Source organism: Streptomyces sp. 3330 (genome assembly GCF_031456635.1).
Classification (GTDB): Bacteria; Actinomycetota; Actinomycetes; order Streptomycetales; family Streptomycetaceae; genus Streptomyces.
Genome location: NZ_JAVDVA010000017.1, coordinates 147,939 through 172,674, shown reverse-complemented (window position 1 = coordinate 172,674; position 24,736 = coordinate 147,939). Strand labels below are relative to the sequence as shown.

Sequence of the window (24,736 nt, the reverse complement as noted above, 5' to 3'; positions counted from 1 at the left end):
CTGACATCCCGTACACCTTTGATCCACAGGAGGGGCACAGCAAGCGGGCATGCGCCGACGCGGGCGTTCCACAACCCGGAACCACCCCCTGGACACGAGCTGAGGTTAGGCTAACCTACGTTCGAACCGTCCACGGGTGATCCGCCCCGTTCGAAAGTAGCCAGAGACATGTCCAACGCCAGAGCCGCTCGTCCCACCCGCCGTGGCATCCTCGCCGTCGGTGGCGCACTGGGCCTCGGTGCCGCCCTCGCCGCCTGCGGGGACGACGACGCGAGCAGCGGTGGCTCCTCGTCGGCGAGTTCCTCGGCCAAGTCCGGTTCCTGGACGTTCAAGGACGACCGCGGCACCACGGTGAAGCTCGACAAGATCCCCGCGAACATCGTCGCCTTCACCGGCGTCGGCGCCGCCCTGTACGACTACGGCATCCAGGTCAAGGGCGTGTTCGGCCCGACCAAGACCGCCGCGGGCAAGGCCGACGTGCAGGCCGGCGACATGGACGTCAGCAAGGTGACGGTCATCGGCAACGTCTGGGACGAGTTCAACGTCGAGAAGTACGCGGCTCTCGCGCCCGACGTGCTCATCTCCACGATGTTCGACAGCGCCGGCACCCTCTGGTACGTCCCGGAGGCCTCCAAGGACAAGATAGCCAAGCTCGCCCCGAGCGTCGGCGTCTCCGTCTACGACCGTCAGCTGACCGCGCCGCTCCAGCGCATGTGGGAGCTGGCCGAGTCGCTCGGCGCCGACATGACGGCGGCCGCCGTCACCGACGCCAAGAAGAAGTTCGAGGCGGCGGCCGCCCGGCTGCGGGCCGCCGCCAAGGCCAAGCCCGAGATCAAGGTGCTGGCCGGTTCCGCGAGCGAGGCGCTCTTCTACGTCTCCGGCACCAACCTCTCCATCGACCTGGAGTACTTCAAGGCCCTCGGCGTGAACTTCGTCGAGCCGCCGGAGAGCGCGAAGGCCGAGGGCGGCGGCTGGTACGAGTCGCTCAGCTGGGAGAACGTCGACAAGTACGCGGCCGACATCATCATGATGGACGACCGTTCCTCGACGATCCAGCCCGCCGACATCACCGAGGCGACCTGGAAGAAGCTGCCCGCGGTGAAGGCGGGTCAGGTCATCGCGCGGTCGCCGGAGCCGATCCTCTCCTACGCGAAGTGCGTGCCGTTGCTGGAGAACCTCGCCGAGGCTCTCGAGAAGGCGAAGAAGGTCTCCTGACCCGGAGACGCGAGCGCCGCGGGCGACCGCGGGCCCGGCCGTGACCGGGCCCGCGGTCGCCCGCGCCCCTGAACAAGAAGGCCGGCACGTCCTCCCCGCACCCACAGGAGCACCCCCGTGACCACCGCCGTCGTCGCGCCCTTTCGGTTCTTCTCCCTCCACGTCGTCCGGACCCGGCGGCTCGGCCCCTCCCTGGTCCGGGTCACCTTCGCCGGGCAGGACCTCGAGCACTTCTTCTCCGACGGGCACGACCAGTCGCTCTCGCTGTTCCTGCCGCATCCGGGGCAGAGCGAGCCGCGGGTGCCCCACGAACTCGGGGACGGCTGGTGGCAGGCCTGGCGTGAACTGCCGGACGGCGTACGGGCCGTGATGCGGTCGTACACCCTGCGGGCGCTGCGGCGCGATCCCGACGAGATCGACGTCGACTTCGTGCTGCACACCCCCGCCGGACCCGCCTCCGCCTGGGCCGCGGGCGCCGGCGCCGGGGACCGGGTGGTCCTGCTGGGCCCGGCGCTGGCCGACAACCGGGCGATCCGGTTCCGGCCGCCCGGCGACACCGACCTGATCGTGCTGTGGGGCGACGGGAGCGCCCTTCCGGCCATCGCGTCGATCCTGGAGTCCCTGCCGGCCGGACAGCGCGTCCGGGTCTGGCTGGAGGTCCACGACGCCGGCGACGTCCAGGAGTTGACGACCGCGGCGGACGCCGAGGTCACCTGGGTGGTCGGGGCGGGCTCCGTGGACGCCCTCCGGGAGGCCCGGCTCCCCGCCGCCGAGCGCCCGTACGTCTGGATCGCGGGCGAGTCGGGGTGCGTGAAGGCCCTGCGCCGCCACTTCGTGAGGGAGCGCGGGTTCGACCGGCGCCGCATCACCTTCGTCGGGTACTGGCGGCAGGGCATGAACGAGGAACAGCTCCGCGCGGCGGAGTAGCCACCCCCCGCGCCCCCGCTGCCCACCGGGCGGGGGCGCCGACGTGATCACGGTCACGGAAGAGGCAGGCCCCGCTCCGTAGAACTTAGGTTAGGCTAACCTAAGTTCAAGCCGAGGCTCCGTCCCCGAGCCCGTCCCGCAGCAGACCTCGTCCCCACCCCCCGGAGGACCCCCACCATGCGCTCGCACCTGCTCAATGACACGACCGCGGAGCAGTACCGCCGCTCCGTGACCGAAGGAGTAGAGCGGGTGGCCGCCAAAATCGCCGCCACCGACCGTCCGTTCACCGGCGTCTCGGTCGACGCCCTCGCGCCCCGTATCGACGGGATCGACCTGGACAAGCCGCTGTACGACACCACGGCCGTCCTGGACGAGCTGGAGGAGGTCTACCTCCGCGACGCGGTCTACTTCCACCACCCCCGCTACCTCGCGCACCTCAACTGCCCGGTCGTCATCCCCGCCGTGCTGGGCGAGGCGGTCCTGTCGGCCGTCAACTCCTCCCTCGACACCTGGGACCAGTCGGCCGGCGGCACCCTCATCGAGCGCAAACTGATCGACTGGACGACGGCCCGGATCGGCCTCGGCCCGGCCGCCGACGGCGTGTTCACCTCCGGCGGCACCCAGTCCAACCTCCAGGCGCTGCTGCTGGCCCGCGAGGAGGCCAAGACGGAGAACCTCGCCGAGCTGCGCATCTTCGCCTCCGAGGTCAGCCACTTCAGCGTGAAGAAGTCCGCGAAACTGCTGGGCCTCGGCCCGGACGCCGTGGTGTCCGTCCCGGTGGACAGCGACAAGCGGATGCAGACCGTCGCGCTCGCCCGCGAACTGGAGCGGTGCGAGGAGGCCGGTCTGACGCCCATGGCCGTGGTCGCCACCGCCGGCACCACCGACTTCGGCTCCATCGACCCGCTGCCCGGGATAGCCGAACTGTGCGACCGGTTCGGCGCCTGGATGCACGTCGACGCGGCCTACGGCTGCGGCCTGCTCGCCTCCGTGAAGTACCGGGACCGGATCGACGGCATCGAGCGCGCCGACTCCGTCACCGTCGACTACCACAAGTCCTTCTTCCAGCCGGTGAGTTCGTCGGCCGTCCTGGTCCGCGACGCGGCGACGCTCCGGCACGCCACCTATCACGCCGAGTACCTCAACCCGCGCCGCATGGTGCAGGAGCGCATCCCCAACCAGGTGGACAAGTCCCTGCAGACCACCCGGCGCTTCGACGCCCTCAAGCTGTGGATGACCCTGCGCGTGATGGGCGCCGACGGCATCGGGCAGCTCTTCGACGAGGTGTGCGACCTGACCGTCGAGGGCTGGCGCCTGCTGGCCGCCGACCCCCGCTTCGACGTCGTCGTCCAGCCCTCGCTCTCGACCCTCGTCTTCCGCTACATCCCCGCCGCCGTCACGGACCCGGCCGAGATCGACCGCGCCAACCTGTACGCCCGCAAGGCGCTGTTCGCCTCCGGTGACGCGGTGGTCGCGGGAACCAAGGTCGGCGCCCGCCACTACCTGAAGTTCACCCTGCTGAACCCCGAGACGACCACCGACGACATCGCCGCCGTCCTCGACCTGATCGCCGGCCACGCCGAGCAGTACCTGGGAGACTCCCTTGACCGCGCTTCCTGAAGCCAGCCGCACCTATGACTTCGTGGGGATCGGGCTCGGCCCCTTCAACCTCGGCCTCGCCTGCCTCACCGAGCCCATCGACACGCTCGACGGCGTCTTCCTGGAGTCCAAGCCGGACTTCGAGTGGCACTCGGGCATGTTCCTCGACGGCGCGCACCTCCAGACGCCGTTCATGTCGGACCTGGTCACCCTGGCCGACCCGACCTCGCCGTACTCCTTCCTCAACTACCTGAAGGAGAAAGGCAGGCTGTACTCGTTCTACATCCGCGAGAACTTCTATCCGCTGCGGGTCGAGTACGACGACTACTGCCGCTGGGCCGCCGGCAAGCTGAGCAGCGTGCGCTTCTCGACCACGGTCGCCGAAGTGACGTACGAGGACGACCTGTACGTCGTGCGGACCACCGCCGGCGAGCGCTACCGCGCCCGGCACCTGGTCCTCGGCACCGGCACTCCCCCGTACCTCCCCGAGGCCTGCGCGGACCTCGGCGGCGACTTCGTGCACAACTCCCGCTACCTGCGGCACAAGGCGGAACTCCAGAAGAAGGAGTCGATCACGCTGGTCGGCTCCGGCCAGTCGGCCGCCGAGATCTACTACGACCTGCTCAGCGAGATCGACGTCCACGGCTACCGGCTGAACTGGGTCACCCGCTCCCCGCGCTTCTTCCCGCTCGAGTACACCAAGCTCACGCTGGAGATGACCTCCCCCGAGTACATCGACTACTTCCGCGAGCTGCCGGAGCGGACCCGCTACCGGCTGACGGCCGAGCAGAAGAACCTCTACAAGGGCATCGACGGCGACCTCATCAACGAGATCTTCGACCTGCTCTACCAGAAGAACCTCGGCGGCCCGGTGCCCACCCGGCTGCTCACCAACTCCTCGCTGGTCGCCGCGCGTCACGCCGACGGCGCCTACACCCTCGCCTTCCGCCAGGAGGAGCAGGAGAAGGACTTCGAGCTGAGCTCCGAGGGCCTGGTCCTGGCCACCGGCTACCGGTACACCGAGCCGGAGTTCCTCGCGCCCGTCCGGGACAGACTGCGCTACGACTCCCACGGCAACTTCGACATCGCCCGCAACTACTCCATCGACACCACGGGCCGGGGCGTGTTCCTCCAGAACGCGGGCGCGCACACCCACAGCATCACCTCCCCCGACCTCGGCATGGGCGCGTACCGCAACAGCTCGATCATCCGCGACCTGCTCGGCAGCGAGTACTACCCGGTCGAGAAGACCATCGCGTTCCAGGAGTTCTCCGTATGAGCACGACCACGGCCGGCGTCGGCCGACTGACCTTCCGGCCCCTCGACCCCCTCGAGGACGCCGAGCTGCTGCACCGCTGGGTCACCCACCCCAAAGCCGCGTACTGGATGATGCAGAACGCCCGGCTGGTGGACGTCGAGCGCGCCTACATGGACATCACGGCCGACGAGCACAGCCACGCCCTCATCGGCCTGCACGACGGCGAGCCCGCCTTCCTGATGGAGCACTACGACCCGGCCCACCGTGAGCTGGTCGGCCTGTACGAGCCGCGGCCCGGCGACGTCGGCATGCACTTCCTGGTCGCCCCCACCGACCGGCCGGTGCACGGGTTCACCCGGGCCGTGATCACCGCCGTGATGGCCCGCCTCTTCGACGACCCGGCCACCTCCCGGGTCGTCGTCGAGCCGGACGTCTCCAACACGGCCGTGCACGCCCTCAACGAGGCCGTCGGCTTCGTGCCCGAGCGGGAGATCCAGAAGCCGGAGAAGCGGGCCCTGCTGAGCTTCTGCACCCGCGAGCAGTTCGCCGCGGCCACGGGGGTGCAGGCATGAGCCTCGCCGACGCCGTCTCCCACCTCTCCCCCGAGCGCTGGGAGCAGGCCAACCGTCTGCTCGTCCGCAAAGCCCTCGCGGAGTTCGCGCACGAGCGCCTGATCACCCCCGAGGAGAAGGACGGCCGCTTCGTCGTCCGCAGCGACGACGGGCTGACCTCCTACGGCTTCACCGCCGTCCGGCGCGCCCTCGACCACTGGCAGGTGGACGCCGACTCGATCACCCGCACCCGAGACGGCGCCGAACTCCCGCTCGCCGCGCTGGACTTCTTCATCGAGCTGAAGAACACGCTGGGCCTGAGCGAGGAGATCCTGCCGGTCTACCTGGAGGAGATCTCCTCCACCCTGTCCGGCACCTGCTACAAGCTGACGAAACCGCGGATCACCTCGGCCGAGCTGGCCAGGAGCGGCTTCCAGGCCATCGAGACCGGGATGACCGAGGGCCACCCCTGCTTCGTCGCCAACAACGGACGCCTCGGCTTCGGCATCCACGAGTACCTGTCGTACGCCCCGGAGACGGCGAGCCCGGTCCGGCTGGTGTGGCTGGCCGCCCACCGGTCGCGGGCCGCGTTCACGGCGGGCGCCGGCATCGAGTACGCGTCGTTCGTGCGGGAGGAGCTGGGCGAGAAGACGGTCGAGCGGTTCGACGGGATCCTGCGCGAGCGGGACCGGGACCCGGACGACTACCTCCTCATCCCGGTCCACCCCTGGCAGTGGTGGAACAAGCTCAGCGTCACCTTCGCCGCCGAGATCGCGCGCGGGAACCTGGTCTGCCTGGGCGAGGGCGACGACGAGTACCTGGCGCAGCAGTCCATCCGGACGTTCTTCAACTCCTCGCACCCCGGGAAGCACTATGTGAAGACGGCCCTGTCCGTCCTCAACATGGGCTTCATGCGCGGTCTCTCGGCCGCGTACATGGAGGCGACCCCGGCCATCAACGACTGGCTGGCCCAGCTCATCGACAACGACCCGGTGCTGCGGTCGACGGGCCTGTCGATCATCCGGGAGCGCGCGGCCGTCGGCTACCGGCACCTGGAGTACGAGGCGGCGACGGACCGCTACTCGCCGTACCGCAAGATGCTGGCCGCGCTGTGGCGGGAGAGCCCGGTCCCGACGCTCCGCGACGGCGAGTCGCTCGCGACCATGGCCTCCCTGATCCATGTGGACCACGAGGGCGACTCGGTGGCCGGCGCGCTGATCGAGCAGTCGGGCCTGCCGCCGACGGAGTGGCTGCGCGGCTATCTGGAGGCGTACTACACCCCGCTCCTGCACAGCTTCTACGCCTACGACCTGGTGTTCATGCCGCACGGCGAGAACACCATCCTGGTGCTGAAGGACGGGGCGGTGCAGCGGGCGATCTACAAGGACATCGCCGAGGAGATCGCCGTCATGGACCCGGACGCGGTGCTGCCGCCCGAGGTCCGGCGCATCCGCGTCGAGGTGCCCGAGGACAAGAAGCTCCTGTCCGTCTTCACGGACGTCTTCGACTGCTTCTTCCGCTTCCTGGCGGCCGGCCTCGCCGCCGAGGGGATCCTCGCGGAGGACGACTTCTGGCGCACGGTCGCCGAGGTCACCCGCGCCTACCAGGAGGCGAACCCCGAACTGGCCGACAAGTTCCGCCAGTACGACCTGTTCGCCCCCGAGTTCGCCCTGTCCTGCCTCAACCGTCTCCAGCTGCGCGACAACCGGCAGATGGTGGACCTGGCCGACCCGTCGGGCGCCCTCCAGCTGGTCGGAACCCTGAAGAATCCCGTCACAGGGTTCTGATCCAGGCGGCGGGCGCCCCCGGGTACGGTCCCCGGGGGCGCCCGCCGCCGTCTTTGGAAGAATCGCCCCATGGCGGAAATCATCCAGAAGGACGGCACCTGGGTCTTCGACGGCGATGCCCTGCGGCTGACCCCGGGCCGGGACAAGAACGTCAGCCCGCTGCGCAGGGAACTGGGTGAACTGACCGTCCCCCTGCGCGCGTCGGCCGGGCTGTCGTTCGAGCAGGGGAAGAAGACCGGACGGCTGCGGCTGCGACTGCGGGACGGCGCCGATCCCCTGCTCCAGGCGACCGGCGGACGGCTGACCGAGCCGCACGATCCGTACCAGCTGATCGTCGAATCCGACCGCTACGGGGTCGCCGAGTACCTGGTGGACGAGGTGCGCCGGGCACTGCTCCTCGACGCGGTGCCGACCGGCCCGGTGGACGCGTATCTGCTGCCCGGCCCCTCCGTGCCGCTGTCCGCCTCAGCCGGGGACGGCAGCGCGAGCTTCGACGGTGAGCGGGTCCGCCTGGAGTGGAACTGGAAGACCGAGGAGTCCAAGGCCTCCGCGGGCGCCCGCAGTCTCGGCATCGCGGAGATCGAGACCGTGGAGTGGCAGCCGGCGGTCGGCCTGGAGAACGGCTGTCTGCGCTTCCGGCTGCGGCACGCGCCCACGAAGGCGCCGGCCAAGTACGACCCCAACGCCGTGGAGCTGTGGGGGTTCAGGAAGGATCCGCTGATGGCGCTCGTCGCGGCCGCCGTACAGGCCAGGCTGCCCCATCCGGCGGCCGGCCCCCGGGACGCCGTGCCCGCGCCGCGCGAACCGGACTCCGCCGGCGGGGACGACGACCACGACGCGCTGCTGCGCCGCCTGCGCGAGCTGGGCGAACTGCGCCGTGACGGCGTCCTGACGGACGAGGAGTTCACGATGGCCAAGCAGGCGGTCCTCAAGCGCCTGTAGCGCGGACGAGGACCGCCTGCCGACGGGCCGGGCGAGCGGCGGCGCGGCCGGCGCACGCGTGGGTGCCGGGCGGGTGGGCCGGGTGGGCGCGCGGACGGGTGGGCGCCCCGCCTTCCGGGTGCTCCCCGCGGCGCTACTTCGCCTTGCGGGCCACCGTGAAGTGGTCGACCTGCGCGCCGGTCTCGGCGATGCCGCGCACGGTCAGCGTGGCCGTACGGCCCTTGGCGGCCGGGGTGACGTCCACCCGCAGGAACGAGTAGTCGAGGTAGCGCACCCGCGACCAGGTCACCGTCTCGTCGGCCTTGCCGTCCGCGGTGTTGACGAAGGAGGCGACGGAGTCGACCTCGTTCTCGTGGCCCTCGTAGGACTGCGGGGCGCTGAAGGCGTACAGGCTGCGGCCGGCCGCGCCCGCCGTGACGTACACCACGCCCTCCGTCTCCGGGTACGCCGTGCCGCCGATCGGGAGCTTCTTGACGACGGCGCCCTTCTTGAGGACGTCGGTGCGCTCGTACTGGTGGTTGTGGCCGTTGATGACCAGGTCCACCGTGTACTTCTCGAACAGCGGCACCCACTCCTGGCGCACTCCCCCCTCCGAGGCGTGCGCGGTGGAGGTGCAGTAGGCGCAGTGGTGGAAGAAGATCACGATGAAGTCGACGTCCTTCGACGCCCGGTACCTCTTGAGCTGCGTCTCCAGCCACTTGGTCTGGGTGCCGCCGGAGATGCCGAGGTTGGCCGGGATCTCGAAGGAGATGTCGTTGGCGTCGAGCGAGATCACCGCCGTGTTGCCGTGGACGAAGGTGTAGACGCCCGGGAGGTTCTTCGCGTCGGGACCGTTGTCCGGGAGGTTCCAGCGGGCGTCCTCGCCGCCGTAGCCGTTGGGCGAGTACCACGCCTCCATGTCGTGGTTGCCGTAGGCGGGCATCCACGGGACGGACTTGGCGACGGACTCGGTCTGGGCGAGGAACTGGTCCCACACCCGGGAGTCGAAGCCGGTGTCGGTGGACTTGCCGGCGCCGGCCGGGTCGGCGTAGGCGATGTCGCCCGCGTGCAGGTGGAAGGCCGGGTTCTGGCCGAGGAGGAGGCTGTTGTTGGCGAGGCCGTGGTAGCCGACGCCCTCGTCGCCGAAGGCGGTGAAGGTGAACGGCGCCTTGTGGTCGGGGGCGGTCGTGAAGGTGCCGAGGGTGCCGAGGAGGTGGGCGGCGGCCGGGTCGAAGCCCGCGTGGCCGACGCCGTAGTAGTACGTCCTGCCGGGCTTGAGGCGGGTGAGTTCGGCGTGCAGGTAGTACTGGGTGTGGTCGCCGCCCGCCCCGACACCGGCCGGGGTGTGGAGGGTGCGCACCTCGGCCTCGATCCTGCGGGAGAGGTCCCAGGGGTGGGCGCCGATCCGGATGAAGGGCTTGCGCACCGCCACGGGGACCTGCCAGGAGACCGAGATCTCGGTGCGGGGGTCGTTGCCGTAGGCGAGGTGGCGGCCGAAGGGGGCGACGAGCGCGCCGTCGACCTGCTCGGCGGCCGGCGTGGCCTTCGGGGTCCGCGCCGGCACGGCGGCCTGTGCCGTGGCGCCGGTCACGAACGCGCCACCCGTGACGGCGCCCAGGGTGACGGCGCCGCCTCTGATCATCGTGCGCCGGGAGAACGTGGCGCGCAGGTACTCGTGCTGCTCGGCCATGCTCATGCGGTCGGCGAGCTGCTCGGGTACGCCCATGCGAGGAGTGTCCATGACGTCTGAAACTCGTCGCCTCGGGCGACGAGCCGCGAGCCGCCGCATGGACGCCCGGGGAACAGCGGCTCATAACACATTCAAGGTTCCCCCAAGGCTCCTTGACAGGCGCCTGCCCGAAATCGGGCACGATTCTTGCGAAACCGGCTCGCGTACCCCAGGATCTACCGGGTGCACGACGAACTCGTTGATCACCTGACGCGCTCCACGCCCCTCCAGCGGGGCGAGGCACTACGGGTGATCCAGGACGTGCTCGCCTACTTCGACGAGACGACCGAGAACTACGTCCGTCGCCGCCACCGCGAGCTCCAGGCCCAGGGTCTGGTGAACGCGGAGATCTTCGAACGGGTCGAGGCGGACCTGAAATACCGTGCGGTGGCGCCGCCCGAGCTCACGCTCAGGCAACTGCGACGCATCGTCTACGGGTGATCGAAAGCTTGGGGATACCTATACATGTGCGGAATCGTCGGATACATCGGCAGGCGTGACGTGGCCCCGCTGCTGCTCGAGGGCCTTCAGCGGCTCGAGTACCGCGGCTACGACTCGGCGGGCATCGTCGTCACCTCGCCGAAGACGGCCGGTCTGAAGATGGTCAAGGCCAAGGGCCGGGTCCGCGACCTGGAGGCCAAGGTCCCGGCGCGCTTCAAGGGCACCACCGGCATCGCCCACACCCGCTGGGCCACCCACGGCGCCCCCTCCGACGTGAACGCCCACCCGCACATGTCGGCCGACCTCAAGGTCGCGGTCGTCCACAACGGCATCATCGACAACGCCTCCGACCTGCGGAAGAAGCTCGAGGCCGACGGCGTCGAGTTCCTCTCCGAGACGGACACCGAGGTGCTGGTGCACCTCGTCGCCCGCGCCCAGGCCGAGAAGCTCGAGGACAAGGTCCGCGAGGCGCTGCGCGTGGTCGAGGGCACCTACGGCATCGCCGTCATGCACGCCGACTTCAGCGACCGCATCGTCGTCGCCCGCAACGGCTCCCCGGTCGTCCTCGGCATCGGCGAGAAGGAGATGTTCGTCGCCTCGGACATCGCCGCGCTGGTCGCCCACACCCGCCAGATCGTCACCCTCGACGACGGCGAGATGGCCACCCTGAAGGCCGACGACTTCCGCACCTACACGACCGAGGGCACCCGCACCACGGCCGAGCCGACCACCGTGGAGTGGGAGGCCGCCTCGTACGACATGGGCGGCCACGACACCTACATGCACAAGGAGATCCACGAGCAGGCCGACGCCGTGGACCGCGTGCTGCGCGGCCGCATCGACGACCGCTTCTCCACCGTGCACCTCGGCGGCCTCAACCTGGACGCCCGCGAGGCGCGCCAGATCCGCCGGGTGAAGATCCTCGGCTGCGGCACCTCGTACCACGCGGGCATGATCGGCGCCCAGATGATCGAGGAGCTCGCCCGCATCCCCGCGGACGCCGAGCCCGCCTCCGAGTTCCGCTACCGCAACGCGGTCGTGGACCCCGACACCCTGTACATCGCCGTCTCGCAGTCCGGCGAGACCTACGACGTGCTGGCGGCCGTCCAGGAGCTGAAGCGCAAGGGCGCCCGGGTGCTGGGCGTGGTCAACGTGGTCGGATCGGCGATCGCCCGCGAGGCGGACGGCGGCGTGTACGTGCACGCCGGCCCCGAGGTCTGCGTGGTCTCGACGAAGTGCTTCACCAACACCACGGTCGCCTTCGCGCTCCTCGCCCTGCACCTGGGCCGCACCCGCGACCTCTCCGTGCGCGACGGCAAGCGGATCATCGAGGGCCTGCGCAAGCTGCCCTCGCAGATCGCCGAGATCATGGAGCAGGAGGCGGAGATCGAGAAGCTGGCCGAGACGCTCGCCGAGGCCCGCTCGATGCTCTTCATCGGCCGCGTCCGGGGCTATCCGGTCGCCCGTGAGGCCTCGCTGAAGCTCAAGGAGGTCTCGTACATCCACGCCGAGGCCTACCCGGCCTCCGAGCTCAAGCACGGTCCGCTGGCCCTCATCGAGCCGGCGCTCCCCACGGTCGCGATCGTCCCGGACGACGACCTGCTGGAGAAGAACCGCGCCGCCCTGGAGGAGATCAAGGCCCGCAGCGGAAAGATCATCGCGGTCGCCCACCGCGAGCAGGAGAAGGCCGACCAGACGGTCGTCGTCCCGAAGAACGAGGACGAGCTCGACCCGATCCTGATGGGCATCCCGCTCCAGCTCCTCGCCTACTACACGGCGAAGGCACTCGGCCGTGACATCGACAAGCCGCGCAACCTGGCGAAGTCCGTGACGGTGGAGTAGTCCTCCCGAGCGGTCCCCCGTCGGTCGAGAACGGCCCCCCACGTGTGCCACCCGCACGTGAGGGGCCGTTCTCCTGCCGGGGACGCCCAACTCCCCGGCGCCGGCTGCCGATCAGCCCGTGGCCGTCACGCCGGGGCGGGCAGCACGCCGAGAGAGCGTCGTGGGCCAGTGGGCCAGTGCCGCGGTCGCCGCGTACCAGGCCACCGCGCCCGCCGCGACGGCGAACCAGCCGCCGATCTTGGTGAGCCCGTCGCTGTCGGCGAACCGGGCGACGGCCATCAGCACGAGTCCGACGCAGAACAACCCGTGGACGCCCTGGCCGAGCCGGTCGCCACCGGCGAGGGTGAGGGAGAGCGCCACGAGGGCGAACAGGAGCAGGAAGAGCCCTGCGGCGTTGTCGGAGACCTGGGTACCGGCGGAGACCGCCCAGGTGAACCAGAAGGCGCCGAGGACGGTGCAGGCGGTGCCGGTGGCCGCGTCGCGGTCCCGGAGGGCGAACAGGCCGGCGACGAACAGCGCGACGCCGCCGACGTAGTGGGCGATGGATACGGCGTCCGCAGCCGTCACACCGTCGATGAGGTCGGTGTACCCGAGCCCGAAGGCCAACAGGGTGACGCCCAGGGCGAGTCGGCCGGCGATCGTGGTGGTGCTGCTTCCCGCAGAGACGTCGTTGTCCACGGCGGGCTCCCTTCATGCATGTGCAGTTGTGTGAGCGGTATATGCCCTTCACAAAAGCACAAACACCCCTACGCGCCAGTAGATTCGTACCGCGCGACAAGGGGGACCGGGCGTACCCGGAATCTCATCTCACCTGGGAGAACCGCGAGTTACGGAATGACGACGACGGGCCGCTTGGCCCGCTTGGCGAGCCGGCCCGCGACCGAGCCGAAGATCCGGCCGACGATGCCGTGGGTCGAGCCGACGACGATCGCGTCCGCCTCGTACTCCCGCCCGACCTCTTCGAGTTCGTGACAGATGTCGCCGCCGCGCTCGACCAGGATCCAGGGCACCTCGGCGAGGTACTCCGCGCAGGCGAGCTCCAGACCGAGCACCTCGGTGCGGTGGTCCGGCACGTCGACGAAGACAGGCGGCTCGCAGCCGGCCCACACCGTGGTGGGCAGCCGGTTGGCGACATGGACGATGATCAGGCCGGAGCCGGAGCGGTGGGCCATACCGATGGCGTACGCGAGCGCGCGCTCACTGGAGGTGGAGCCGTCGAAGCCGACGACCACCCCGTGCTTGAAAGCTGGATCGCAGGAGTGGCGTGCGTCTTCCGCCGCCAGGGGCTCGGCCGCCGTGGGGTCGGCGACGGGCCGCTTGCGGTCCGCGGGTTCGAAGAATTCGTGACCGGCCATGGCTGTCTCGGCGTATTGATCCTTATACGGGTGGGACGCGGCGGTGAGCTACGGAGCTGTCCGGGAATCATCTTCCCAACCCCATACCCCCAAGGGTACGGCGGCACGCCTCCTGGGCCCAGATCCCGCACGCCCCCGGTGGGGGTTCCAGGGAGCATGCACGAGCGGACGCCCGTAACGCAATGGTTGCTGCCCCGTACAGGCGGTTTGCACAGGATTCCCTGACGCGGGACCGGCTCCGGCAGTGACCGACCGCTCGAACAGGCGTTGAACCCCGTGCACCGCCGTCCCCCGACCAGCCCCGGACCGTCCCGCCGCCACCCCGCCGCCGCCCCCCCGCCGCCCCCGCGCCGTCGCCCCAGGAAGGAGCCCCCTCGTGCCCTCGCCCCGCGCCACCCCCGAGCCCCGCCCCGGCGACGACCGGTCGACCGACCTGATCCGCTGGGCGGCCTTCAGCTGCTTCCTGGTCCCGGTGGTCCTCCTCTGGTACGGCAGCTCCCTGGCCGGCGCCACCGGCACCGCCCTGGGCCTCGCCGCCGTCACGGCCGTCTGCCGGGTACTGCTGCGCCGGTCCGAGCGGTGCGCGGCCCGGTTGCTCGACGAGGAGCCCGCGCCCCGGGCGCACCCCCGGGGGCGCCATCAGCGCACCGGAACGGGGTCACATCGTGGCGGTCGTCACTCCGGGGGAAACTCACCGGTCAGTTGACCGGTTTTCACGCACGGACCCGCTTCTTTTCAGCCAACTTCCGGTGATGGCGCATCCCTTGCCCCCACCACCCCCCACCCCCCGTTCCACCTGCACGGAAAGGGCCTCAGGGGTGCTGCGCACCCTACGGGGATTGGCCACCACACCGAGGCGCACTTCCCTGCACGGCCCACGAGTGCAACGCTTCGTGATCGAATGCTTCACGCCAAGTTGCCATGTCGACAATCTGCCGGGTGGCGAACTGGCCACGCCGGCATCGTGCGACACGTTAGATTCGATCTTGACTGTCTACGGCGGGGGACTCGTGCAGGACCGAGGGGAAACGTGCAGGAGCGACACAACCGAGGAGCCGCGACCACCGAGGGGGGCTTAGCAGGATGAGCCACGACTCCACTGCCGCGCCGGAAGCCGCGGCCCGGAAACTCTCCGGGCGACGCCGCAAGGAGATCGTCGCGGTGCTGCTGTTCAGCGGCGGCCCCATTTTCGAGAGTTCCATTCCGCTGTCGGTGTTCGGGATTGACCGCCAGGACGCCGGCGTACCGCGCTACCGCTTGCTGGTGTGCGGTGGCGAAGAAGGCCCGCTGCGGACCACAGGGGGCCTGGAACTCACCGCGCCACACGGCCTGGAGGCGATCTCACGGGCAGGCACGGTCGTCGTGCCCGCCTGGCGTTCGATCACCTCGCCGCCACCGGAGGAAGCGCTCGACGCGCTGCGCCGGGCGCACGAGGAGGGTGCCCGCATCGTGGGCCTGTGCACCGGCGCGTTCGTGCTGGCCGCCGCGGGTCTGCTGGACGGCCGCCCGGCCACCACCCACTGGATGTACGCGCCGACGCTGGCCAAGCGCTATCCGTCGGTCCACGTGGATCCACGCGAGCTGTTCGTCGACGACGGCGATGTGCTGACGTCGGCGGGGACGGCGGCCGGAATCGATCTCTGTCTGCACATCGTGCGGACGGATCACGGTAACGAGGCGGCGGGCGCGCTGGCCCGGCGGCTCGTCGTCCCACCACGCCGGTCGGGCGGCCAGGAGCGCTACCTCGACCGGTCTTTACCCGAGGAGATCGGCGCCGACCCGCTCGCCGAGGTCGTCGCCTGGGCGCTGGAGCATCTCCACGAGCAGTTCGACGTGGAGACGCTGGCGGCACGCGCCTACATGAGCCGCCGCACGTTCGACCGCCGCTTCCGGTCCCTGACCGGCAGCGCGCCGCTCCAGTGGCTGATCACCCAGCGGGTGCTCCAGGCGCAGCGCCTGCTGGAGACGTCGGACTACTCGGTGGACGAGGTCGCGGGGCGCTGCGGCTTCCGTTCGCCGGTGGCGCTGCGCGGCCACTTCCGCCGGCAGCTCGGCTCGTCCCCGGCGGCGTACCGGGCGGCGTACCGGGCCCGCAGGCCGCAGGGCGAGCGGCAGACGGACAACGAACCGTCGCCGCCACCGCCCCCGGCGCTGCACCCGGACTCCCCGGGGCCGGTGCCGCCGCAGTTGCGGCGCACGGCCTCGGCGACGGCCGGCGCGATGGGCTCGTCGGCGTCCCTGCCGTCCGAGCACGCGCGCGAGGCGTACGCGACCTCGCGCGCGAGTCTGCCGGGACAGCGCAGCAGTTCCTGAGCCGGTGACGGAACCTCTCGCGCACCGGCCGGGCCCACGGGCCCGGCCGGTGTCCGGGCACGAGAGCGCCCACGGGGGCACCTCAAAGGCCGACGTCAGCTTTAGGGTGGTCGCATGAACGATCGCATGGTGTGGATCGACTGCGAGATGACCGGCCTCTCGCTGTCGGACGACGCGCTCATCGAGGTTGCCGCCCTCGTCACCGACTCGGAGCTGAACGTGCTCGGGGACGGTGTCGACATCGTCATCCGCCCGCCGGCCCGGGCCCTGGAGACGATGCCGGAGGTGGTGCGCGAGATGCACACCGCGTCCGGGCTGCTCGACGAGCTGGCGGGCGGGACGACCCTCGCCGAGGCCGAGGCCCAGGTGCTGGCCTATGTACGGGAGCACGTGAAGGAGCCGGGCAAGGCGCCGCTGTGCGGCAACTCCGTCGGCACCGACCGCGGCTTCCTGGCGCGGGACATGACCTCCCTCGAGGGCTACCTCCACTACCGGATCGTCGACGTGTCGTCGATCAAGGAGCTGGCCCGGCGCTGGTACCCGCGGGCCTACTTCAACAGCCCCCCGAAGAACGGCAACCACCGCGCCCTCGCCGACATCCGCGAGTCCATCGCGGAACTGCGCTACTACCGCGAGGCCGTCTTCGTGCCGCAGCCCGGGCCCGACTCCGACACCGCCAGGACCATCGCCGCGAAGCACGTCCTGCCCAGCAGCTGACGGGCCCCGTGAAAGGCGTGCGCGAGCACCCCTTCGGACCCTGTACACTTTTTCTCGGCCGGTAGGGAGACCACAAAGTCCAACTGCCGGGCGTGGTGGGTGTAGCTCAGCTGGTAGAGCACCTGGTTGTGGTCCAGGATGCCGCGGGTTCGAGTCCCGTCACTCACCCTGAGTCATCAGCCGGTGACTTCCCGCAAGGGAGGTCACCGGCTGATGTGTTTCCCGGGGAGGGGCCATGCGCCCGACCGTCACCGCCGAGCCGTTCGCGACCGCCCGGCTCGACGTCCTGCCGCTGCGCGTCGCCCACGCGGCGGAGATGGCGGTCGTCCTGGGCGATCCCGCGCTGCACACCTTCATCGGCGGCGCCCCCGCCACACCCGAGGCCCTGCGCGCCCGCTACGAACGGCTCGTCGCCGGTTCGCCGGATCCGTCCGTCTCCTGGTGCAACTGGGTGCTGCGGGTACGCGACGCCGGCCGGCCGGTCGGGACCGTGCAGGCCACCGTCACCGGGCAGGAGCACGCGGAGATCGCGGAGATCGCCTGGGTCGTCGGCACTCCCTGGCAGGGCCGCGGCTTCGCCCGCGAGGCCGCTGCGGGACTCGTCGGCCGGCTGCGGGAGCAAGGGGTGCGCACGATCGTCGCCCACATCCACCCCGACCACCACGCGTCCGCGGCCGTGGCCCGCTCCGCCGGGCTCTCGGCCACCGCGGAGCGACAGGACGGCGAGGTGCGGTGGCGGCTGACCGCCGCCCCGTGAACGCGCGGGGCGCTCAGGAGGACGAGCGCTCCACCAGGTCCGTCGCCAGCACGACCTGCCGCCGCTCCAGGCCCCGCGACGCCGCGGGACGGCGGTCCGCGATCTCCGTGAGGAGCAGGTCCAGCATCCTGCGGCCCATCTCCTCGATGGGCTGGCGCACGCTCGTCAGCGGCGGGTCCATGTGCCGGGCGATCGCCGAGTCGTCGTAGCCGACCATCGCCACGTCCTCCGGGATGCGCAGGCCCGCCTCGCGCAGCGCCCTGCGGGCGCCTGCCGCCATGACGTCGGAGCCCGCGAAGACCGCGTCCAGGGAGGGGTTGCGGGCGAGCAGCTCCCCCATCGCGCGGTGTCCGCCCTCCTCGGTGAAGTCGCCCGGCGCGATCAGCCCCTCGTTGGCCGGATACCCCGCGTCGCGCAGGGCGTCCCGGTAGCCGTCGACGCGCCGCTGGGCGCCGTAGACGTCCAGGCGGCCCGTGATGTGGGCGATGTGGGTGCGGCCCCGGGAGAGCAGGTGCTCCACCGCCGAGCGGGCGCCGCCGTAGTTGTCGGAGTCCACCGACGGGAGGGTCTCCGCGGCCGAGCGCGGACCGCTGATCACCGCCGGGATCTCCAGCTGGGCCAGCAGATCGGGCAACGGGTCGTCCGCGTGGACCGAGACCAGCAGCACCCCGTCGACGCGGTGCGCCGCCAGGTACTGGGCGAGCCGGCGCCGTTCGCGATCGCTACCCGCGAAGATCAGCAGCAGTTGCATCTCGGTGTCGGAGAGCTCCGCGCCCACGCCGCGCAGCATGTCCGAGAAGTACGGCTCGGCGAAGAACCGGGTCTCCGGCTCGGGGACGACCAGCGCGATCGCGTCCGTGCGGTTGGCGGCCAGGGCACGGGCCGCGGTGTTGGGGACGTAGCCGAGCTCGGCGACGGCCGCCTCGACGGCCGCGCGGGTCGCGTCGCTGACCCTCGGGGAGCCGTTGATCACCCGGGAGACCGTGCCGCGGCCGACACCGGCGCGCGCGGCCACCTCTTCGAGAGTCGGCCGCCCTCCGCTCCGGCTCCGCGCTCCGTGGCTTGCCATGGGCCCCGCCTTCCCGCCGTCGTTCACGCTGGCCTGGAATCTAACAGCCGTGACCGGGGTGAACTCCTCCGGAGAGCGCCTTCCGACCACCGGGCGGGCCCGCTCGCCCCTGGTGAGCCCCGCCCCCGCGGGCAGAGCCCGGCGCACGGGCCGGTACACCGGCCGTCCGCCGCGGGTGCGACAGGACTCGCTTCGCGGACATCACCGGCGATGACGCTCCACCCGCGTCCGGCCGGCCCCCGGGGTGGCGGGCCGGCACTTCCGGTTGCCCGGGGCCGCCCGCGAACACGGCGCCCCCGCGCCTTCCTTCGACGGTCCCACGGAGGCGGTGCGAACCTCCAGCTGCCGGGACGGCGTCCGGTCGGCGTACGGCCGCGCCGGGTCCCGGCGCAACGCGACGGGGCGGGGCGCCTCCCCGGGATTCCGCTTCGGGCCCCTCCCGCCGGAGCCCCGTGCCTTCAAGCTTGCACGCAACACTGTGTACGCACCGGCCCTCTTCCCGATCCCCCGGCGAGCCTCCCGCGCGGCCGCGCCCCGGCGCCCGCCGGCCCCGGAGCGGCGGCGCCCGCGCGGGGCGCGCTTCTCGTACGCCGCATGGAACCGGACGCCGTCGGCACCCCCCGAGGCGGCTTCGTCACCGGCGCCTGCGTCGCCCCCGCCGCCGTCGCCCGGACAGGCGCCGGCAGGAGTGTGACCTGCACAACCGGCTTCACACCGGGGCCGCCGTCCCTCATGCTCGGCGCGTTGCACACGAACAGGAACGCCTCCCGGGAAAGGGTGATCGACATCGCGATCTCCGTCCGTCGACCACCGCCTCGGCACCGCCGTCCAGAGCCTCGACGGCATGGATTCGATGAAAGAAACATCTCGAAGCGGTATCGCGCCGCCGCCACTCTTGACACCCCCGCCCGAACCGACGACTCTTCAACACATCACCTGTGGGAGCGCTCCCACGGTACCTGACACATACACATCCCGCACGTTCCCCGCCCGAGCCGCAGCGAGTAACTAACGGGCCCAACAATGCAGTTGGCCGGGGGGTCGGCACGTCAGGGCAACAGGAGGACGCAATGCGAGCACGTACCCGAACCACCCGCCGGGTGGTGGTCCTCGCGGCCGTAGCGTCGCTGGGCGCCGGGCTGCTGGCCGGCTGTGCCGACGACGGCAACGACGACGCTTCCGACGGCTCGTCGTCGGGCAGCGGCAAGGGCAAGACGACGATCACGCTGGGTCTGTTCGGCACGATGGGCTTCAAGGAGGCCGGTCTCTACGCCGAGTACGAGAAGCTCCACCCCGACATCAAGATCGCCGAGAATGTCACGGAGCGCAACGAGAACTACTACCCGGCGCTCCTCAACCACCTCACGACCAACAGCGGCCTGATGGACGTCCAGGCCATCGAGGTCGGCAACATCGCCGAGGTCGTCGCCACCCAGGCGGCCAAGTTCGAGGACATGTCCAAGGTCTCGGGCGTCGACAAGAGCAAGTGGCTGGACTGGAAGTGGTCGCAGGGCACCACCAAGGACGGCCAGACGATCGCCCTCGGCACCGACGTCGGCCCGATGGCCCTCTGCTACCGCAAGGACCTCTTCCAGGCGGCCGGTCTGCCCACCGACCGCGAGGCGGTCGGCAAGCTGTGGGCGGGTGACTGGAACAAGTTCATCGCCACCGGCGAGCAGTACAAGAAGAAGGCCAAGGCAGGCACCTTCTTCATGGACTCCCCCGGTGGCCTGATCAACGCCATCCTCAGCAGTGAGAAGGAGAAGTTCTACGACTCCTCCGGCGAGATCATCTACAAGACGAACCCGGCCGTGAAGGCCGCCTTCGACCTGACCGCGAAGGCCGCCGAGGAGGGCCTGGTCCAGGCCCAGACGCAGTTCCAGCCGGCCTGGGACACCACGATCGCCAACAGCAAGTTCGCCACCATCGCCTGCCCGCCGTGGATGCTCGGCACCATCAAGGGCAAGGCGAAGGCCGAGGACGCCGGCAAGTGGGACGTCGCCGTCGCGCCGAAGTCCGGCAACTGGGGCGGCTCCTTCCTCGGTGTGCCGAAGAGCGGCAAGCACGTGAAGGAGGCCGAGGCGTTCATCACCTGGCTGACCGCGCCCGAGCAGCAGGCGAAGCTGTTCAAGGTGCAGGGCTCCTTCCCGAGCACCCCGAGCGCGTACACGATGCCCGAGGTGACCGGCGCGAAGAACGACATGACCGGTGACTCGCCGATCGGTACGGTCTTCTCCGAGGCCGCCAAGACGGCTCCGGTGCAGGTGATCGGCCCGAAGGACCAGATCATCCAGCAGGGCCTGACCGACAACGGCGTCATCCTCGTGACGAAGGGCAAGTCGGCGGCGGAGGCCTGGAAGACGGCCACCAAGACCATCGACAACAACCTGGACAAGTGACCCGCATGGCCACCCGCCACGACACCGCCGCGCCCCCCGCCAAGGAGGGGGGCGCGGCCCCGGGCCGCCCGGCCGCCGTTCCCACGGAGGCGGAGCAGCGGCATCGGGCCCGGCTCTCCCGCCGCTGGCAGCGGGACAAGCGCTGGAGCCCGTACGCCTTCGTCTCGCCGTTCTTCCTGCTCTTCCTCGCGTTCGGCCTGTTCCCGCTGGTCTACACCGGCTGGGCGTCGCTGCACCAGGTGGAGCTGACCGCGCCCACCGACATGACGTGGGTGGGGATGCGCAACTACACGCGCATCTTCGACGACGACTTCTTCTGGAACGCGGCGAAGAACACCCTGACGATCGGGATCATCTCGACCGTTCCGCAGCTGCTGATGGCGATGGGCCTCGCCCACATCCTCAACTACAAGCTGCGTGCCTCGACCTTCTACCGGGTCGCGATGCTCGCGCCGTACGCGACCTCGATCGCGGCCGCCTCGCTGGTCTTCGTGCTGCTCTTCGGGCGCGACTACGGCATGATCAACTGGGCGCTGCACTTCGTCGGGATCGACGCCATCGACTGGCAGAACGACAAGTGGCCGTCGCAGATCGCCGTCTCGTCGATCGTCATCTGGCGGTGGACCGGCTACAACGCGCTGATCTACCTGGCCGCGATGCAGGCGATCCCGCAGGACCTGTACGAGTCGGCGGCGCTGGACGGCGCCAGCCGCTGGAAGCAGTTCCTGCACGTGACGCTGCCGTCGCTGCGGCCGACGATCCTGTTCACGGTCGTCGTCTCGACGATCGGCGCGAGCCAGGTCTTCGGCGAACCGCTGCTGTTCGACGCCAACAAGGGCGCGTCGGGCGGAGCGGAGCACCAGTTCCAGACGCTGGGCCTGTACCTGTACGAGCAGGGCTGGGTGAACCAGCACCTGGGCCGGGCCTCGGCGATCGCCTGGACGATGTTCCTGATCCTGATCGTGATCGGCATCGTCAACTACGTCATCTCGCGCCGGCTGCGCGCCAGTAGTTAGGAGTACCGGCCGTGACGACGACGACAACGACCGCGAAGTCCGTGGACCCCGAGGACGCCGTACCGACGGCCAGGAAGGTGCGCCGGCCCAAGTCCGCGCGGGCCGGCGGGCAGATGCACGGCGGCCCGATCGCCTACATCGTCCTGGGCGTGTTCACCATCGTTTCGCTGTTCCCGCTGCTGTGGACGGCGATCGCGGCGTCCCGCGACAACAACCGGCTGGCGCAGAACCCGCCGCCGTTCGTGTTCGGCTCGAACCTCTTCCACAACCTGGACGTGGCCTGGAACGACGCGAACCTGGGCAAGGCGTTCGTCAACACGACGATCGTGGCGGGGACGTCGGCGGCGACGATCGTCTTCCTGTCGACGATCGCCGGGTTCGCCTTCGCCAAGCTCCGGTTCCGGGGCCGTGGCGCGCTGATGCTCATCGTGATCGGCACCATGATGGTGCCGCCGCAGCTGAGCATCATCCCGCTGTACATGATGGTCGCCAAGCTGGAGTGGACCGACCAGCTCCAGGCGGTGATCCTGCCGTCGCTGGTGAGCGCGTTCGGCGTGTTCTTCATGCGGCAGTACCTCATCCAGGCACTGCCCGACGAGATCATCGAGGCGGCCCGGGTGGACGGCGCGAGCAGCTGGCGCGTGGTGTGGCACGTGGTGTTCCCCGCGGCGCGCCCGGCGATGGCGGTGCTCGGCATGCTGATGTTCGTCCAGACATGGAACGACTTCCTGTGGCCGTTCCTGGTGCTGAGCCAGACCGGCAACCCGACCGTGCAGGTCGCGGTCGCGGGCCTGGGCCGCGGGTACACCCCGGACCAGTCGCTGATCATGGCGGGTGCGCTGCTGGGCACCCTGCCGCTGCTGCTGGTCTTCGCGGTCTTCGGCAAGCAGATCGTGGGCGGCATCATGCAGGGCGCCGTCAAGGGCTGAGGGCGCGACGCGCCTCCGTACGACGTCCTGCCACGCCCTCCCGTCCATCAGTCCGCGACTTCACGGGGGCCGGGTCACCGCCGCCCCGGCCCCCTCGCACCTCTTCCCCCCCCGACCTCGTCGGTCTCGACGACCTCCCATGGGAGCGCTTCCATGCCTGAGCCCATTACTCCGGTGACCTTTCCGCCCGCCTTCCTCTGGGGTGCCGCGACCTCCGCGTACCAGATCGAGGGGGCGGTGCGCGAGGGCGGCCGCACCCCCTCGATCTGGGACACCTTCAGCCATACGCCAGGCAAGACGGCCGGTGGTGAAACCGGTGACATCGCTGTCGACCACTACCACCGCTACCGCGACGACGTGGCGCTGATGGCGGACCTGGGCCTGTCCGCGTACCGCTTCTCCATCTCCTGGTCCCGGGTCCAGCCGACCGGCCGGGGTCCCGCGGTGCAGGTGGGCCTGGACTTCTACCGCCGTCTGGTGGACGAGCTGCTGGCGGCGGGCATCAAGCCGGCCGTCACGCTCTACCACTGGGACCTCCCCCAGGAGCTGGAGGACGCGGGCGGCTGGCCGGAGCGGGACACGGCGCTCCGGTTCGCGGAGTACGCGCAGATCGTCGGCGAGGCGCTCGGCGACCGCGTGGAGAACTGGATCACGCTGAACGAGCCCTGGTGCAGCGCGTTCCTGGGCTACGCGTCCGGAGTGCACGCGCCGGGCCGTACCGAGCCGGTGGCGTCGCTGAAGGCGGCGCACCACCTGAACCTGGCGCACGGGCTCGGCACGTCGGCGCTGCGCGCGGCCATGCCGGCCCGCAACTCGGTGGCGATCAGCCTCAACTCCTCGGTGGTGCGCCCGCTCTCCCCGGGCGACCCGGCGGACCTGGCCGCCGTGCGGAAGATCGACGACCTGGCCAACGGCGTCTTCCACGGCCCGATCCTGCGGGGCGCCTACCCGGAGACGCTGCTGGCGGCGACCTCGTCGCTGACGGACTGGTCGTACGTCCACGACGGCGATCTGGGCGCCATCCACCAGCCGCTGGACGCGCTGGGTCTGAACTACTACACGCCCACGCTGGTCTCGGCGGCGGACGCGTCGGTGCGGGGCCCCCGCTCGGACGGTCACGGCGCGAGCGACCACTCGCCGTGGCCCGGCGCGGACGACGTGGCGTTCCACCTGACGCCCGGCGACCGCACGGAGATGGGCTGGTCCATCGACCCGACCGGCCTGCACGAGCTGATCATGCGCTACACGGCGGAGGCGCCCGGCCTGCCCCTGTACATCACGGAGAACGGCGCGGCCTACGACGACAAGCCCGACTCGGACGGCCGCGTCCACGACCCGGAGCGCATCGCCTACCTGCACGGCCACCTCTCGGCGGTCCGGCGGGCGATCGCGGACGGCGCGGACGTGCGGGGCTACTACCTGTGGTCGCTCCTGGACAACTTCGAGTGGGCGTACGGCTACGAGAAGCGGTTCGGCGCGGTGTACGTGGACTACGCGACGCTGACCCGCACGCCGAAGTCGAGCGCGCTCTGGTACAGCAAGGCGGCGCGCACGGGCGCGCTGGCGCCGACCGAGACCGCCTGACCCGGGGGGCGGGGAGAGGGCGCGGCGGGCCGGGGGGCCTGCCGCGCCCTTCGCCGTCGATCGTTCCCGGACGAGCGCCGAAGGCCATCCGAACGCCGAGCCGACCTGGGACGACGGCGGTTCCCGGCAGACCTCCCCGCCAGACCTCACCGCCGTACCCCGCCGCCGTACCCCGCCGACGCATCCGCCGGAACCGACCGCGGCTCCGGCCCCGGCCCCGGCACCGCCCGCGGTTCCGGCTCCGCCCGACCGACACCGGCCCGCTCCGACCGGAGGGGCCGTGCCGACTGGGGGCGGCAGCCGGGCCGTGCCCACAGGTGGCGGCCG

At 70.7% G+C, this 24,736-nt stretch carries 21 protein-coding genes and 1 tRNA gene; 18 read left to right on the top strand and 4 right to left on the bottom strand.

Going from position 1 to position 24,736, the window contains the following annotated elements:
• The first annotated feature begins 168 nt into the window (after window positions 1-168).
• The 7 genes from J2X68_RS26755 (at window position 169) to J2X68_RS26725 (ending at window position 8,279) form a co-directional block, all read left to right on the top strand.
• Window positions 169-1,215: an ABC transporter substrate-binding protein gene (locus J2X68_RS26755; RefSeq protein WP_310435113.1), complete on the top strand. Its 1,047-nt coding sequence runs from the start codon at window positions 169-171 to the stop codon at window positions 1,213-1,215.
• Between the two features lie 117 nt (window positions 1,216-1,332).
• Window positions 1,333-2,142 carry a siderophore-interacting protein gene (locus J2X68_RS26750; protein WP_310435112.1) on the top strand — a complete coding sequence of 270 codons (810 nt, stop codon included), beginning with the start codon at window positions 1,333-1,335 and terminating at the stop codon, window positions 2,140-2,142.
• 177 nt (window positions 2,143-2,319) lie between these two features.
• The gene (gene desA / locus J2X68_RS26745) at window positions 2,320-3,762 is read left to right on the top strand and encodes a lysine decarboxylase DesA (protein ID WP_310435111.1); all 1,443 of its coding nucleotides are present in this window, start codon (window positions 2,320-2,322) and stop codon (window positions 3,760-3,762) included.
• Window positions 3,746-5,020 (top strand): lysine N(6)-hydroxylase/L-ornithine N(5)-oxygenase family protein, encoded by a 1,275-nt coding sequence (locus J2X68_RS26740; protein WP_310435110.1) that lies wholly within the window; start codon window positions 3,746-3,748, stop codon window positions 5,018-5,020. The genes desA and J2X68_RS26740 overlap by 17 nt, the downstream gene beginning before the upstream one ends.
• Complete coding sequence (locus J2X68_RS26735) at window positions 5,017-5,571, top strand: GNAT family N-acetyltransferase (RefSeq protein WP_310435109.1); 555 nt, start codon at window positions 5,017-5,019, stop codon at window positions 5,569-5,571. Before J2X68_RS26740 ends, J2X68_RS26735 begins: the two co-directional genes overlap by 4 nt.
• Window positions 5,568-7,337 carry an IucA/IucC family siderophore biosynthesis protein gene (locus J2X68_RS26730; protein WP_310435108.1) on the top strand — a complete coding sequence of 590 codons (1,770 nt, stop codon included), beginning with the start codon at window positions 5,568-5,570 and terminating at the stop codon, window positions 7,335-7,337. The genes J2X68_RS26735 and J2X68_RS26730 overlap by 4 nt, the downstream gene beginning before the upstream one ends.
• Window positions 7,338-7,406: 69 nt before the next feature.
• A complete protein-coding gene (locus tag J2X68_RS26725) occupies window positions 7,407-8,279 on the top strand; it encodes a DUF4429 domain-containing protein (protein WP_310435107.1) in 873 nt (290 codons plus the stop codon).
• 133 nt (window positions 8,280-8,412) lie between these two features.
• On the opposite strand, the gene J2X68_RS26720 is transcribed toward J2X68_RS26725, so the two are convergent.
• The gene (locus tag J2X68_RS26720) at window positions 8,413-9,984 is read right to left on the bottom strand and encodes a metallophosphoesterase family protein (protein ID WP_310435106.1); all 1,572 of its coding nucleotides are present in this window, start codon (window positions 9,982-9,984) and stop codon (window positions 8,413-8,415) included.
• Between the two features lie 186 nt (window positions 9,985-10,170).
• Here J2X68_RS26720 and J2X68_RS26715 point away from each other — a divergent pair, with 186 nt between their 5' ends.
• Both J2X68_RS26715 and glmS read left to right on the top strand, forming a co-directional pair.
• Window positions 10,171-10,428 carry a hypothetical protein gene (locus tag J2X68_RS26715; protein ID WP_020131788.1) on the top strand — a complete coding sequence of 86 codons (258 nt, stop codon included), beginning with the start codon at window positions 10,171-10,173 and terminating at the stop codon, window positions 10,426-10,428.
• A gap of 24 nt (window positions 10,429-10,452) precedes the next feature.
• Window positions 10,453-12,270, top strand: a complete 1,818-nt coding sequence (gene glmS, locus J2X68_RS26710; protein WP_057600308.1) for a glutamine--fructose-6-phosphate transaminase (isomerizing) — start codon at window positions 10,453-10,455, stop codon at window positions 12,268-12,270.
• A gap of 111 nt (window positions 12,271-12,381) precedes the next feature.
• Here the strand turns inward: glmS and J2X68_RS26705 are convergent, their stop codons facing one another.
• Window positions 12,382-12,948 carry a GPR1/FUN34/YaaH family transporter gene (locus J2X68_RS26705; RefSeq protein WP_310435105.1) on the bottom strand — a complete coding sequence of 189 codons (567 nt, stop codon included), beginning with the start codon at window positions 12,946-12,948 and terminating at the stop codon, window positions 12,382-12,384.
• Window positions 12,949-13,097: 149 nt separating this feature from the next.
• A complete protein-coding gene (locus J2X68_RS26700; RefSeq protein WP_020131791.1) occupies window positions 13,098-13,625 on the bottom strand; it encodes a universal stress protein in 528 nt (175 codons plus the stop codon).
• A 376-nt stretch (window positions 13,626-14,001) separates the two neighbouring features.
• Here J2X68_RS26700 and J2X68_RS26695 point away from each other — a divergent pair, with 376 nt between their 5' ends.
• From J2X68_RS26695 to J2X68_RS26675, 5 genes are all read left to right on the top strand, one after another.
• Window positions 14,002-14,331, top strand: coding sequence for a hypothetical protein (locus J2X68_RS26695; RefSeq protein ID WP_310435104.1), 330 nt, complete (start codon window positions 14,002-14,004; stop codon window positions 14,329-14,331).
• 377 nt (window positions 14,332-14,708) lie between these two features.
• Entirely contained in the window at window positions 14,709-15,938 is a 1,230-nt protein-coding gene (locus tag J2X68_RS26690) for a helix-turn-helix domain-containing protein (protein ID WP_310435103.1), read from the top strand.
• Between the two features lie 114 nt (window positions 15,939-16,052).
• Window positions 16,053-16,655 (top strand): oligoribonuclease, encoded by a 603-nt coding sequence (gene orn, locus J2X68_RS26685; RefSeq protein WP_142264464.1) that lies wholly within the window; start codon window positions 16,053-16,055, stop codon window positions 16,653-16,655.
• 95 nt (window positions 16,656-16,750) lie between these two features.
• Window positions 16,751-16,823: transfer RNA gene (locus J2X68_RS26680), tRNA-His, on the top strand.
• 67 nt (window positions 16,824-16,890) lie between these two features.
• Entirely contained in the window at window positions 16,891-17,412 is a 522-nt protein-coding gene (locus J2X68_RS26675; protein WP_310435102.1) for a GNAT family N-acetyltransferase, read from the top strand.
• Window positions 17,413-17,425: 13 nt separating this feature from the next.
• Here the strand turns inward: J2X68_RS26675 and J2X68_RS26670 are convergent, their stop codons facing one another.
• On the bottom strand, window positions 17,426-18,481 hold the full coding sequence (locus J2X68_RS26670; protein ID WP_310435101.1) for a LacI family DNA-binding transcriptional regulator: 1,056 nt from the start codon (window positions 18,479-18,481) through the stop codon (window positions 17,426-17,428).
• Window positions 18,482-19,551: 1,070 nt separating this feature from the next.
• Here J2X68_RS26670 and J2X68_RS26665 point away from each other — a divergent pair.
• The 4 genes from J2X68_RS26665 to J2X68_RS26650 all read left to right on the top strand — a co-directional run bounded on the left by J2X68_RS26665 (window position 19,552) and on the right by J2X68_RS26650 (window position 24,409).
• On the top strand, window positions 19,552-20,880 hold the full coding sequence (locus tag J2X68_RS26665; protein WP_057600316.1) for an ABC transporter substrate-binding protein: 1,329 nt from the start codon (window positions 19,552-19,554) through the stop codon (window positions 20,878-20,880).
• 5 nt (window positions 20,881-20,885) lie between these two features.
• Window positions 20,886-21,896: a carbohydrate ABC transporter permease gene (locus tag J2X68_RS26660; RefSeq protein WP_057600317.1), complete on the top strand. Its 1,011-nt coding sequence runs from the start codon at window positions 20,886-20,888 to the stop codon at window positions 21,894-21,896.
• Window positions 21,897-21,937: 41 nt separating this feature from the next.
• On the top strand, window positions 21,938-22,825 hold the full coding sequence (locus J2X68_RS26655) for a carbohydrate ABC transporter permease (RefSeq protein ID WP_310435160.1): 888 nt from the start codon (window positions 21,938-21,940) through the stop codon (window positions 22,823-22,825).
• Between the two features lie 153 nt (window positions 22,826-22,978).
• Window positions 22,979-24,409, top strand: a complete 1,431-nt coding sequence (locus tag J2X68_RS26650; RefSeq protein ID WP_310435100.1) for a GH1 family beta-glucosidase — start codon at window positions 22,979-22,981, stop codon at window positions 24,407-24,409.
• The last annotated feature ends 327 nt before the right edge of the window (window positions 24,410-24,736 follow it).